Annotated in this window: 11 protein-coding genes and 1 pseudogene; 3 read left to right on the forward strand and 9 right to left on the reverse strand. The window is 47.0% G+C overall.

All coding sequences use genetic code 11. The features are described 5' to 3' along the window. Positions 1-96 precede the first annotated feature (96 nt). A pseudogene (locus Q369_RS27750) lies at positions 97-836 on the reverse strand (proteasome-type protease). A gap of 55 nt (positions 837-891) precedes the next feature. Continuing rightward, a complete protein-coding gene (locus Q369_RS0115370; protein WP_031528686.1) occupies positions 892-1,920 on the reverse strand; it encodes an alpha-E domain-containing protein in 1,029 nt (342 codons plus the stop codon). Positions 1,921-2,138: 218 nt separating this feature from the next. Between Q369_RS0115370 and Q369_RS0115375 the strand changes: the two genes are divergently transcribed. Beyond that, complete coding sequence (locus Q369_RS0115375) at positions 2,139-3,698, forward strand: helicase HerA-like domain-containing protein (protein ID WP_031528687.1); 1,560 nt, start codon at positions 2,139-2,141, stop codon at positions 3,696-3,698. 3 nt (positions 3,699-3,701) lie between these two features. Here Q369_RS0115375 and Q369_RS0115380 read toward each other — a convergent pair whose 3' ends face one another. From Q369_RS0115380 to Q369_RS0115395, 4 genes are all read right to left on the reverse strand, one after another. Then, positions 3,702-4,259 (reverse strand): acyl-CoA thioesterase, encoded by a 558-nt coding sequence (locus Q369_RS0115380; RefSeq protein ID WP_031528688.1) that lies wholly within the window; start codon positions 4,257-4,259, stop codon positions 3,702-3,704. A gap of 12 nt (positions 4,260-4,271) precedes the next feature. Next, the gene (locus tag Q369_RS0115385; protein WP_031528689.1) at positions 4,272-5,354 is read right to left on the reverse strand and encodes a Gfo/Idh/MocA family protein; all 1,083 of its coding nucleotides are present in this window, start codon (positions 5,352-5,354) and stop codon (positions 4,272-4,274) included. Between the two features lie 10 nt (positions 5,355-5,364). After that, complete coding sequence (locus Q369_RS0115390) at positions 5,365-6,717, reverse strand: neutral/alkaline non-lysosomal ceramidase N-terminal domain-containing protein (protein WP_031528690.1); 1,353 nt, start codon at positions 6,715-6,717, stop codon at positions 5,365-5,367. Positions 6,718-6,842: 125 nt separating this feature from the next. Next, complete coding sequence (locus Q369_RS0115395; RefSeq protein WP_031528691.1) at positions 6,843-7,376, reverse strand: YceI family protein; 534 nt, start codon at positions 7,374-7,376, stop codon at positions 6,843-6,845. Between the two features lie 178 nt (positions 7,377-7,554). Between Q369_RS0115395 and Q369_RS0115400 the strand changes: the two genes are divergently transcribed. Further along, a complete protein-coding gene (locus Q369_RS0115400) occupies positions 7,555-8,364 on the forward strand; it encodes a transglutaminase domain-containing protein (protein WP_031528692.1) in 810 nt (269 codons plus the stop codon). A gap of 109 nt (positions 8,365-8,473) precedes the next feature. Here Q369_RS0115400 and kbl read toward each other — a convergent pair whose 3' ends face one another. Together kbl and Q369_RS0115410 are read right to left on the reverse strand one after the other, a co-directional pair. Then, a complete protein-coding gene (gene kbl / locus Q369_RS0115405) occupies positions 8,474-9,661 on the reverse strand; it encodes a glycine C-acetyltransferase (RefSeq protein WP_031528693.1) in 1,188 nt (395 codons plus the stop codon). Positions 9,662-9,807: 146 nt separating this feature from the next. Then, the gene (locus Q369_RS0115410; protein WP_031528694.1) at positions 9,808-10,761 is read right to left on the reverse strand and encodes an NAD-dependent epimerase/dehydratase family protein; all 954 of its coding nucleotides are present in this window, start codon (positions 10,759-10,761) and stop codon (positions 9,808-9,810) included. A 168-nt stretch (positions 10,762-10,929) separates the two neighbouring features. On the opposite strand from Q369_RS0115410, the gene Q369_RS0115415 reads away from it, so the two are divergent. Further along, positions 10,930-11,391: an Lrp/AsnC family transcriptional regulator gene (locus tag Q369_RS0115415; RefSeq protein ID WP_031528695.1), complete on the forward strand. Its 462-nt coding sequence runs from the start codon at positions 10,930-10,932 to the stop codon at positions 11,389-11,391. 5 nt (positions 11,392-11,396) lie between these two features. Here the strand turns inward: Q369_RS0115415 and Q369_RS0115420 are convergent, their stop codons facing one another. After that, positions 11,397-13,805, reverse strand: a complete 2,409-nt coding sequence (locus Q369_RS0115420) for a hypothetical protein (RefSeq protein ID WP_031528696.1) — start codon at positions 13,803-13,805, stop codon at positions 11,397-11,399. Positions 13,806-13,814: the final 9 nt, after the last annotated feature.

The raw sequence follows: 13,814 nt of genomic DNA on the forward strand, positions 1-13,814 counted from the left end.
AATTTCCCTCTCAGCAGTCAGATTTTTCTACAACTAATACCGTGTCTGAGTTTCCGGGCGGAGACGTATACCCTCAAATGGAGCTCAAATTCTGGGTCAGGTTCTTGCAACTTCCTGCATTTTAGTAAATACCGGATCCATCCATTGAAGCGGTAATTTTTGTACCGAATTGCTCAGCAATGCACTCCATTGTTTACCTACATAATCAAGATCGTCTTTCTCAAAACGATGCTCAACAATCTCAAACGAGTCTTTTGTGTACATAACCACGTCGATCGGATAGTCCACGTCGTTGGAGCTGACGCGCGTGGAATCGAACGATAAAAACCCGATTTTTAATGCATCGTGCATGCTCGAATCGAATTTCAGGCTACGATATAACAGCGGCTTTCCATAGCCCGAATTTCCGATGATAATAAAAGGAGAACCGTCCCCAACTTCCACCCAATTGCCCTCGGGATAGAGGAGAAAGAGCTTGTGCTCGGAGTCATTTTCAAGCTGACCGCCGACAATCGCGAAAAGATTGAAAGATAAACCGGCCGCATGAAGTGCAGATCTGTCCTCATCCGCGACTCGCCTGACCTGCTCGCCAATGCATTCACCGCCTTGTAGAGCTTATTGAAAGAAGAATCCCGCTCTTCCAGCACTTCCTTGAAATAAGTGATCGCTTTGTCACGGACAGACCTAAGGCCCGACGTCATCACGAAAATCGAATGCTTGCTGGATTGATAAACCGAAACTTTCTTGTTGGTAGAAACCTCAGTTCCGGATGTAAGGCGCGTATCAGCAATGGCGACCAGGCCGGATGCTACTTTGATACCAAGGCAATATGTCATGTCTTTGCGGCTCTCTCTGATAAAAGTGGGTCGCTAAGTTATGAAAGTTTTGCACTCAGTTCATCCACTGGGTTTTAAATTGGCCGAAGCTCTGGCCCATCGACTGGCCTTGTGACTGACTTTGCGACTGGCCCTTATCCAGTCCGAAATACATATCAAAAATAGCGCTGTCTATCTCGTTGTTTTTGGTCTGAAATGTGTCCAGGTACTCGTGCAGGCCGGTTTTGAAAATCTCTTCGACGTCTGTGAATTCCAGCTCCGCGCGTACCTTGCTCAATGCACGTTCAGCTGGATTAGTGTGGCCTCTTTCAGGAATGGAGCCGGCAATGGCATACAGCGAAAGCTCCGCCTGGCGCACGCAGTAAGCAATGGACCGGGGGAATAATTTATCAAGGATCAGAAAAGCCACGATGTTCATGGAAGTGAGCGCCCGGTGCGTCTGACGGTACATATTATAGGCACTTACCGATTTCAGTACCGCAGTCCAGAGCATCAGATCGAGCGTCGAACCGGAGGTGCCGGAATCTTGCTGCAAGGTAAAGTACTTCACATCCAGAAACCGCGAACACTTATCGCCCCGCTCAATGTGCCGACCCAGCCGGCCAAAATGCCAGGCTTCATTCCTGGTAATGGAAGTATCTACAACCCCGTGGAACAGCTGGCAGCTTTTGCGGATATCTGTGAAGTAGGATTGCATATGGTCCATATTCCGGAAATGATCAGGGGATGTTTCACGGATAGACAAATAGAAAGTATTGATACTCTCCCACATTTCCTTCGATATCGTTTCGCGGATCGTACGTGCATTCTCGCGGGCCTCGTACAGGCAGCTGATAATGGAGTTGGGATTGCGCTTATCGAAAGTCATGAAATGGATTACATCTTCTTTCGTCGGCTTATCGTAGTATTTATAAAAAAGGTAATGATCGGCAGTTGCAATCAGGAGGGGCTCCCATTGTTCATCTACATCAGGCGGCAAATCCAGGGCAAGATTGAAGTTAACTCCTACAAAGCGTGCATAATTTTCAACCCGCTCCATATAACGGTTCATCCAGTAAATTGAATTCGCTACTCGGCTTAGCATAAACGGTAAGTATTGTCTCTAAAATTGATAATCAGAATATTCATTAAGCAGTTCCACCAAAATACCTAATAAAATTTTGCAAATACAAGAGTATGCGAAAAGTAATAAACTATCCCCAAAGATTCTCATTCCGGAAAATTACAGGCGCTGATTTGGATTATTCCCGAAACAGTTAAATTTTGTAAAATATCAACTCATAACCTAAAACGGGAGTAAACGTGTCGAAAAAAGAACAGTTCACCGCTGCAATCCAGAAATCATACCAGACTGACAAACCTGTTATCCATTTAGGCTCTGCCATTCTGGATGGCGAGATCATCAGTGAGGCCCGGGTAAGTCTCCCGCTCCGGATGATGAACCGCCACGGGCTGGTTGCAGGCGCTACCGGTTCCGGTAAAACGCGTACGTTGCAGGTATTTGCTGAACAGCTTTCCGCGGCCGGCGTACCTGTTTTCATGTCCGATATCAAAGGTGATCTGTCGGGGATAGCCCAGCCGGGAAAATCAAATGCAGCACTGGAAGAACGTTCGCAGATCCTGGGCAATGTGTTTACACCCAAAGGCTACCCTGTTGAACTATATTCCCTGAGCGGAAAGAAAGGCTCGCAAATGCGGGCTACTATCCTCGAATTTGGCCCTATTCTCCTGTCTAAGATCTTCGGTTTAAATGATACGCAGGCTGGTGTGCTCGCGATCCTCTTCAAATACGCCGATGATCAGGATCTTCCAATGGTCGATCTGAATGATTTGAAGAAAGTCCTCAATTATCTATCGGAAGGGCCGGGCGCGGCGGAGATCAAAGGTGATTATGGCAGCATTTCCAGCTCAACTGCCGGTACTATCCTCCGTAAGATCGTTGCATTGGAGCAGCAGGGCGTAGGAAGCATTTTTGGTGAAAGATCATTTGATATCAACGACCTGATCGATCGCGTAGACGGTCAGGGAATAATCAGTTTGCTCAATATCTCAGATGTGCAGGATAAGCCAGCACTGTTTTCCACATTCATGCTGAGCCTTTTGGCTGAATTATACCAAAAGCTACCGGAGGCGGGAGATCTCGACAAGCCTAAGCTCGTGTTTTTTCTCGATGAAGCGCATTTACTGTTCAAAGATGCGCCAAAGGCATTTCTCGACCAGATTGAGCAGGTAATCCGACTGATACGCTCCAAAGGTGTGGGCGTGTTTTTCTGTACCCAAATGGCGCAGGATGTTCCGGTTTCGGTATTGTCTCAGCTTGGCAACCGCGTACAGCACGTTTTGCGCGCATTCACGCCTCAGGATGCAGATGCATTGAAACAAACGGTGAAAACATATCCCAAGTCAAGCTTTTATGAAATTGACCAGGTACTCACGACGCTTGGGATCGGACAGGCATTGATCACGGTTTTGAATGAAAAAGGTATCCCGACCGAAGTAGCAGCCACGCACCTGCTTCCGCCCACTTCCATTATGGGGCCAATGGTCCAGGCAGATTATGACCAGCACGTACAGCAATCCAGTCTTTACCAAAAATACAAAGATCCCGTAGACCCGGAAAGTGCTTACGAGATGCTGACTAAACGAATGGAGGCACACGCAAAAGCAGACGAACCAACCCGCCAGGAAACAACCGAGGTCAGGAAACAGAAAGAAGAAAAAGGAATGCTTTCTGAAGCTCTAAATTCTCCTTTGGCCAAGCAAATCGGCCGGGAGGTGGTCAGGGGTGTTTTTGGAATGCTATTTGGTAAAACAACGCGTTCACGCTCTACGAAAAAGGGTGGCGGACTTTTCGGTTTTTAAAACCTACTTTTTCACTTTCCATCCCACAACGCAACGGTGCCCGGCTAGCTGATCCATATTATTCTGGACATCGAGCCGGGTTTTTGCATTGTCCAGCGCGTCCCGATAAATTTCGCGGAGCTCCTTGCGTTTGATCGCTTCCAGAAAGCGGCGTGCGTCTTCTTCATTTTCTAATAATAGCTCAGGTACTGGAGTGGGCTTATCGTCCTCACCCTTTGCAACCATGGTTACGTAGGAGGTATTTGTATGCCGGACTGTACGATTCCGCACATTCTCCGCGATCACGCGAATACCTATGACCAGCGAAGTCCTGCCGACGTAGTTGACCGATGCATGCAGCGAAACAAGATCACCGACTTCTACGGGCTGCAGAAAATCCACGCCGTCAACAGATACGGTCACGCAATAAGTACCCGCGTGCCGGGATGCGCATGCATAGGCGACTTTATCAATGAGGGACAAGAGAATTCCACCGTGGATCTTACCGCCGAAGTTGGCATAAGACGGGATCATCAATTCTGTGAGGACCGTCTGCGAATATTTTACCGAACGCGGCTCCATACTTTGTTTTTATTATTTCAAAAATATCGTTTTTCCTATCCTGGCCGATTCTTTGGCTGTTTCCAGAATCTCAACTACGGTTACATTGACCGGCAATCCGTACATATCGTTTTGTTCCAAGGTCAGTTTACCGGTTACTACATCCGCCAGTACGGAGAATGGATCCGTAAATGGCGCGGGGCGCGGATCGAGCTTGATGGTTTGTTCGGGTGTTTTTTCCTGCAAACGCTGCCGCACAACGGTTGGATTTACAGCGACTGCGTAACCTTTATTCCCAAAAACTTCCATGTCTTTGCGAGCAAACGACCAGTTCCATGAACCTTGGATAATGCATTGCGCCTTGGGGTATTGCAGGATAATGGAAGCCTCGTCGTCGACATTCTTGTAAATCTCCGGCTTGTTCTGGTGCGTTACGGCTGTTACCGAAAGCGGGCGCTGCCCTTTGAGCAGCCACGTCATCAGGTTGGCGCCGTAGCAGCCGAAGTCCACCAATGCGCCTGCGCCATTTTTGGCGGGATCAGTAAGTATCTCCAAAAATTCTTTACTAACCCCGATCTCCTTCGGCCCCTGGTGACCGTCATTAACCATTACTTTCCGGATCTCGCCAAGCTTTCCTTGCTCGACAAGGTCTTTCACGTACTGATTGCTCGCATACCAGGAAGTTTCAAAATTTGTAAGCACCTGTATGTTGTTCTTTTTAGCCAGCTGCTGAATCTCTTTTGCGTCCGCGAAGGTTGTTGCCAGTGGTTTTTCAACCATTACATGAATTTTCCTCGGCGCACAGGCTTTTACAACCATAATGTGTTCACTTATCGCACCAAATGCAGATACTGCCTGCGGCTTTGTTTCATCCAGCATTTTGTTGAGGTTGGAGTAGAAGAGCTTCTTATCGAGTTTATATCGCTCAGAAAACTCCTTCACCAGCTCTGGATTTGGTTCATAAATCCCGACCAACTCAATATCGTGTTTATCGGGTCTGTTGAAAATCCAGCCCACATGTCCGTGCGTCAAGCCTGCCACTGCAACTTTTACAGGCGCCTGCGCAATGCTGCCAATACTTATCATACCAAAAATGAGTAAGAGAATTGCTTTCATAGTTCAGGTTTTAGGACATTTTATCAATGATATCTTTAATCACTTCCTGCAAATAGGCTCCATTGTACGGACCGTACCAGTTCATTGTTTTGGTTTCATACAAATCCCTGTCGAAGTACTTATCGTGGGTAATGTAACCAATATAGCCGCCATTAAAGCTGGTAACGAGCAAATTCAGCCTCTTTGATTTTGCATAAGCATCCAGTTCTGCAACGAGCTCGCCAGAGAAATCGCAGGGCATTCCTACCATCAGCATATTACCAACGCGCAATGCTTTTACATAAACCGGATAGTCTCCGAATGCTTTTTTGAAAGCCCAGGATCTTAAAACCAGTCCCATTGTTAGCCGCGGACTAGGGTCGCGGAGGGGCAAAGGGAGGGTTAAAGAACGAATCACATTGTCTTTGTTGGGCTCCTTTACAGTTGCAGGTGACAATAATGCATTCTGTACGCCAAATGCCTGGTTTTTTATTTCATCAAAATCGTCGCTGCCTTTTTCGATCGGGCCCATACTCCCTACCGCGCCCGCCATGTACATTGCAAAATTGTATCTTCCGTTTTCAAGTGAATCAACCAATGCACCGGGATAATCACGCGAGAGCACGATGTTACGTGAGCCCAAAACCGTGGAATGTGCGCCAAATGAGCTCAGTATAGCTTTTTTACCTGTTTTGGTCACAAACGCTACAGAGCGTATTTCAGGGTCGACCCCTCCTTCGTCCCCTACCAGCCGGTTTCTGATATCCAGTGTGTCTACGGATTCGAGATACGTCAGCTCAACTGGTTCAATATTGGCTTTTGCATTTGTAATAGCTGTATAGAATGCATCTGCAAGCCGGTCGACAATAGCAGGATCGTATTTTCCGGAGAAAAACAGCGAAGAAACACCAGTACCCCAGCCACCTACACTGTTATGTGTATGCGTAGCTCCGAAATACACCTGATCGAATGGAATCTCTTTGTCTGTCAGCCTTGTTTGCAGGATCTTGATGACAGTAGGCGGGATAATAAGCAGATCGGCGGAAACGATCGCTGCTTTGCTCTTTCCATTATCTATCACAATGGCGCGTACATAAACTGAATCGTGTACCGCCGTGTACGGGCGCCCTTTTCTGTTGCCGTAACCTGCCGTTGGTGTAGGTGAATCGGGCGTAATGTTGACCTTCGCCCAACCTGCTTTCAGCTGGCCCGAAGAATCTGGTTTAATCGGTTCGACTTTCGCTATAATCTGCTTCCATTGATTGTAATAAGGCATTTCCTTGTAGGGTGTCTTATCCATCGTCGTGACAAGCACCGCCAGGATCAACACTAATATCAAAACGATTGAACCGATGATCCGCAGCAAAATCCTAAGAAATCTCATGGAAGGGCATTTTGAAGATTTAAACCGACCAAATATAAAAGGAAAACGCCCCCTTAATATCCTCATACAACAAAAAACCCGTCAGCAGAGCCGGCGGGATATATGCTATCAATTACAAAAACCAATCAGGCTTGCTTGACCAGCTGAATGTTCGCGATGAGTTTTACGTCTTCACCAATCACAAGCCCGCCGGAATCGGTCAGTTGCATGTAGTTCAAGCCAAATTCCTGTCTGCTCAACCTGCCTTCCACTTCAAACCCTACTCTGATGTTTCCTTCTGCGTCTCTTTCTGAACCGCCGTATTCTGCATCAAGCTCAATGGGTTTGGTGATACCCTTCAAGGTAAGCAAACCGGACAGCTTGTAATTATCGCCTTTGACCTTATGAAAATAGTTGGATTGAAAAGTAATGTGCGGGTATTGCTCTGCGTCAAAGAAGTCTGCTGACCTCAAATGCTTGTCACGGGCTTCAATATTGGTATCAATACTGTTCACATCGAGAGAGAAGTGAATTTCCGCGTCTTCAAAATTACTGAGGTCAGAAGTGGCTCCACCTTCAAAATTATTGAATGAGCCTGTAATTGTTGAGATAACGAGGTGTTTGATTTTAAACTGTACCTCTGAATGTGCGGGGTCTACGATCCATTTTGTAACTGCCATGGGTAATGAAATTTAAATACTACATACTTCGACGAACGCCAAAACTAGCATTCCAGCTTAGAAACGTGTATTAACATGTTTTAATTCAGAACGCGTATAGAGTTTACAAGAAGATAAACGGCACGCGATTTATACCTCACACCTTTCGTTATATTTACTAAACATAAATCGGCTCCACATGAAAATGCAGGGAAGAAGCGTATTCACGTACGATGTATACGCTCCCACTACCGTGACCACGATGCTGCGTCCTCGTCGTCAGGAAGGTCAATCTATTATCCAGGAAGGCTTCAAAATCGAACCAGCGGTACCTTTTTCAGAATACATTGATATTTACGGAAATCCTTGTCAAAGGACTATTCTGCCAGTAGGCCGCGTGGTGATCACTACGGAAGTACAGGCGCAGGTAAATGCCACCAAGCCGATCCCCAGTCCGCCTCCCGGCTACGTGCTTGTAGGCGACTTGCCGGACGAGGTAATGCATTACATCCTGCCAAGCCGGTACTGCCAGTCGGACTTATATGAAATCAATATGCTGGCTATGGAAATCACCGGCAGCCGGGCGCCGGGTTATGAACAGGTAGAGGCGATCCGGACGTGGATTCATAACAATATTACTTACCAGTACGGTGTAACAGATGCCAGCACAACAGCGCTGGACCTGGCCCGCAATCGTATAGGGGTATGCCGTGACTTTACACACCTGGCTATCGCACTTTGCAGAAACCTGTGCATTCCCGCGCGCATGACGGTGGGTTACCTCGACAAGCTCAAAGTAATGGACCTGCATGCTTGGTTTGAGGTATTTATCGGTGGAGACTGGTATACTTTCGACGCAGTCCAGGAGAAAACCGAAGGCTATCGCATTGAAATCGCCCACGGCCGCGACGCCGCCGATGTAGCGATGGTAACTCAATACGGAAACGCCACATTGCAATCACTGCATGTAGAAGCGAATTTGGTGGAGGAAAGGGAGGAAAAGGAATAAAGGGAGGAAGGGGAATAGAGGAAATAAAGGGAGGAAGGGGAATAAAGGGAGGAAGGAAAAAGCTTTTAATCCCTTTCGTCCCCTTCCTCCATCCTCCCTTTCCTCCTCTTTATATCACTCCCAAGTCGACCCCTACCTTCGTGAAAGCTGTTACTGCTTTTTCCAGGTGCTCCTGCTCGTGGCCAGCGGAGATTTGTACGCGAATTCTGGCTTTGCCTTGCGGAACAACCGGGTAGAAAAACCCGATTACGTAAATGCCTTCTTCCAGTAACCTGGCAGCGAATTCCTGTGCAAGTTTGGCGTCGTAAAGCATGATAGGGACGATCGGGTGCTCGCCAGGGAGAATATCAAAACCTGCCTCGGTCATTGCCTTGCGAAAGTACGCGGTGTTTTTTTCCAGCTTATCCCGAAGCGCAGTGGAAGACGAGAGCAAGTCAAGTACCTTAATGGATGCGCCTACAATGGAAGGTGCCAGTGTATTTGAAAATAGATACGGTCTTGAACGCTGGCGCAGGATCTCAACGATTTCCTTTTTCGCAGCTGTAAACCCACCGGAGGCGCCGCCCAGCGCTTTTCCGTAAGTGCCGGTAATAATGTCAATGCGCCCCATTACATTTCTGAATTCGTGCGAGCCGCGGCCGGTTTTTCCCATGAAGCCCGTTGCGTGACATTCATCTATCATCACCATTGCGCCGTATTGTTCTGCGAGATCACAGATCTTGTCAAGCTGCGCGATGGTACCGTCCATTGAGAAGACTCCGTCAGTCACAATCAGTATCCTTCTGCTTCCTGCCGCATCCTTTAACTGCGTTTCAAGATCAGCTATATCGTTGTGCTTGTAGCGGAAACGTTTCGCTTTGCACAAGCGGATTCCGTCGATTAGTGAAGCGTGATTTAGTTCGTCAGAAATAATGGCATCCTGCTCATTTAACAAAGGCTCGAACAAGCCGCCATTTGCATCAAATGCAGCGGCGTACAGGATACAATCTTCCATTCCCAGGAATTCAGCCGTTTTCCTTTCGAGTTCTTTGTGGATGTCCTGGGTCCCGCAGATAAAGCGTACCGACGACATTCCAAATCCGTGCGTATTAATCGCCTCAATACCTGCCTGGATTACCTCGGGATGCGATGATAAGCCCAGGTAATTGTTTGCACAAAAATTGAGCACATCTTTCCCGTCGGTAGTCGCAATGCTCGCTGCCTGTGGCGTAGTAATAATCCTTTCCTTTTTATATAAACCCGCCGCCTTAATCGCGTCCAGTTCCTTTTCGAGTTCTGCCTGAATTGTTCCGTACATGGTTCAAGTTTTGAATGAGTGAATGACTGAATGATTGAATGGGCCGCTGTGGAACGGTGAATGACTGAATTAGTGAATGAGTGAATTAGTGAATGCCCTAATGACTCGATGTTCTATTGACCCAATGACCAACTTACTTCTGCCAACTATTGCTTCACTGGCTTGTATTTCCTTGTAAGCTCCCGGATCATTTCCTCTGTCATTTTGTCGAGATTGTATGATGGGCGCCAGCCCCAGTCTTTTCTGGCTTGGGTATCGTCGATTTCCTGTGGCCACGATTCTGCAATTTGCTGGCGGAAGTCGGGCTTGTATGTAATCCTGAATTCGGGAATATATTTGCTGATACTGGCTGCGATTTCTTTTGGAGAAAAGCTGGTTCCTGCCAGGTTATATCCTGTTCTGACCGTGATTTTCTCAGCCGGCGCTTCCATTAAACGAACCGTTGCGTCCATTGCGTCAGTGATATAGATCATCGGGAGCGTCGTATCTTCCTCCAAAAAGCATTCAAACAATTCTCCTTGCACCGCTTTGTGGTAAATATCAACCGCATAGTCGGTAGTACCTCCGCCAGGCATGGATTGATAACCGATAATGCCCGGGTAGCGAAGTGAGCGGATATCCAGCCCGTATCTCCGGAAATAGTAATTCGACCAGTTCTCGCCGGCAGCCTTGCTGATCCCGTAAACCGTTCCGGGATCCAGGTAAGACCATTGTTTCGCGCGCACATCTACCTGCTCGCCGAAAACTGCAATCGAGCTGGGATAAAATATTTTTTCAATATTATTTTCTCTCGCTACTTCCAGCACATTGAAGTAAGTCTGCATATTGATGTGCCAGGTTTTCAAAGGTTCCTGCTCGCCTCTTGCAGACAGGATTGCGGCCAAATGATAAATCTGGGTAACCTTATGTTTTTTCACAATCGCCACGAGCGCATTGGCGTCAGTCGCGTCGAGCAGTTCAAAAATGCCTTTTTCCAATTCCGGTTTCCGAAGGTCGGAAGCAACTACGTGATCAATCCCGTAAATCTCACACAGGTACTCCACCAAAACAGAACCGATCTGGCCATTTGCCCCGATTACCAAAACATTTTCTGACTTCATAGGGATTTTTGTTTAAAGCATAAATCACTTGCAATTTCCCGTTTAAGAAATTTATTTTCAACATTAGCGCCGTTATGCAGGAAACTTTGCTACACAATGGCTATTTTTTGCTAAAAATCACTTCTTGACAATCAAACTTTACTTCGCCGCAGCAAATATTATTGCACCATGGAACAGTTGGACAAAATTGATACCAAAATCCTCCGCATTCTTCAAAAAGATGCAAAAAAGACCACGAAGGAAATCGCTACAATGCTCAACCTGACGATCTCGCCGGTTTACGAGCGGATCAGGCGGCTGGAAAGTTTAGGATACATCAAACACTATGTCGCCATTCTTGACAAAAAGCTAATCAACCGGCAGGTTACCACCATTTGTCAGGTGTCAATGCGGTACCACAATGAAGCTTTTATCGAGAAGTTTGAACAGGAAATCCAGAACCTGGATGAAGTTCAGGAATGTTACCACATGGCGGGGCAAGTGGATTTTTTGCTTAAGATCAATGTATCCAGTCTCGATGAATACCACGATTTCGTCAAATACAAACTATCCAAAATCGATAACATCGGGGTGCTAAACAGCACTTTCGTGCTGAAAGAAATCAAGCATACTTCGGAATTCTATATCTGATCTGATCAGAAGTTTCTCCGGTTAACCTCAAAAGAGAACCGCTTGCTGCCGGCCACACCATTGGGAGTAATTCCCTGGATAACCACCTGGTACTTACCTGTTTGGTCTGAGGTGTAGAATTCAAGTGCAGCTTTGCCGGTTTTGTCGGTAACTACATTAGGCGCCCAGTGCAGCAGGTTGCGAAAATCAGGTATGCGGCTGTTCGCATTGGCTGCGTCGTATTTCGGCGCGTAAAATTCGCGCTGTGCCTGTACGCCTTCGTAAGGCAAAACGAGCACCTTCGGATCCAGCTCGAAGCCGCCCAGGTCATTTCCGTAAGTTGTAAAGGTTACAATTCCGGTAAATGTCACCGGCCCCAGGAAGTACCGTGAATTAAGTACTTCTATCTTTTTGACTTTCAATGGGTCAAATTCAATGATCTTATCCGCACTAAAAACGGGTATTCCGTCGACCAGGATCAGCGGATCGCTGTTATAGTAAGTGTTTGGCAACAGCTTGTCTATCATCCTGAAATGATATTCTTTCTGCCTTCTTCTTACCAAAACTCCTTTTACATATTCCCGCAAAACCTCTTCCATTGTTGGAAAACGGGTATAATCATCGAGAAAGTACTTCTCATCTGGTACTCCGAAAAATGCGACGGAGTCGGTTAATGTAACCTTCTTTTGCGTGTAAACCCTCGGCAGGTAAGCGTTGCCGGTTTGCATATTAATCGTGCGCGTAAGCAGCTGGTTTTCCAGGGTTTTATCAAAAAAGAATGCGGGTAGCGCCTTTTCGGAAAATTGCTTTGAAAACGGATTGGCTATCTCAAATTTGTACGTCGAGTCAGTCGCCAGGTTGGTTTGTACGGTAATCTCTTTCGGACCTTCAAAGCGGCGAACCTCAAATGTTACCTTTCCATTCTGGTCACTTTGCGCCACGTACAACCTCGCCGGAACATCAAGAGCTGCCAGAAATACATCTTTCCCTTTGCCTGGACTTCCGTCTTCCCTGCTCACGACTTTGCCCGTAATGAAGTGACCGTCGTACTCAGGCAAATTCTCATATTTCGGCGGCTGACTACCGAATACATTCTCCCACGTTAACCTCCGCCAGCCGTGCGTGAGCATTAGATTATCAAGCTGCTGATCGGTTTCTTTGTTCACATTGCTGAAATAAGAAGCAGGCGATTCGATAGTTCCTTTCAAATCGGAAGTGAGCCAGAGGTAGCTAGCGATATCCTGCTGCGGATCGGCCTGAATGGAATCTTCGAGGTAAATGGCGACAGACAAGTTCGTCATCTGATCAGCTGCGGCAGCTACATTGGCAGTGAGGTTCAGCAAGACTTTCTCACGGGTAATGAATGTTTTGGCCAGATTTGCTTCCAGGTCGAGCTTACTTTGAGGCCGCTTGAAATACAGCCTTTCACAAACCGGCTTTACCTTTTCATTGAAGATCGTAATGTGCGAAATTCCATCTCCCAGCTTGCTTTTATCGATCAGGAAATAAGTTTTGTTTCTTATCAGCGGCTTTTTCTCGATCGTTGGATTCAACTGGCGCGTGTGGGCGAGCATATAAACGTACACAGGTTCATCGGTGTTTAGCTTCCCGGTTACCGATACTTTAACCCATTGATCCGTAGAATCCTTGACCTGCATTACAAAGCCTTGTTTCTCAACGGCGGGAAGTTCGTATTCCGTGCGGGTACCTTTCGAATCGGTGATGTACGCTTTGTAAGTTTCGCCTTCCTGGGGTATGAATGTAAAGCTGCCTATTCCATTGACGGTCGGAGCAAACTTTTGAATGGTATCATTTTGTGCATTTACAACAGCTCCATTGAACCGGATTCCTTTCCCGTCGGCGGCAATTCCGCGAAATGCGATTTTACTTTCCAAACCTTGCACCAGGCGCCCGCCTTCCGGGAAAAATTGTACGTCGTACGTGCCTTGATCTTTTACAGTACGGTCCGGCTCGAACCTGATGAATGGATTGACAATGGAAACCACACTCTCGAAAAACTGTTCCACACCAAAATTCTTCATCCAGTTGGTATAGCAGCGCACTTTGTAATTCCCGCTTATGATCGTGGCAGGTATTATCACAGATCCATTACCCTTTCCTTCGCGCATTGAAAACTTGGTTTGCACGACCGGGTTATTTTCCAGATCCAGTATTTCCAAATAACCTACTTTACTCAGATCAAGGAACCGGTGCGTAGCGGCATTGAGCAGGTACGCTTTGAACCAAACAGTCTCGCCGACAAGATAAAACGGCCTGTCCAAATGCACGTAAAGCTTCTCCTGCACTGCGCGCCCGGTATATAGGTCGAAACGCTGCTTCATGGAAGTGACCATCGGATCTTCCTGCGCACTAGCAGCGAGCGGGAATGCGATCAGCAAAAGAATGTGAATAAAGAACTTCGCGAGTTTACACATGAGTTTCGC

The organism is Dyadobacter crusticola DSM 16708 (assembly GCF_000701505.1).
Lineage (GTDB): Bacteria > Bacteroidota > Bacteroidia > Cytophagales > Spirosomataceae > Dyadobacter > Dyadobacter crusticola.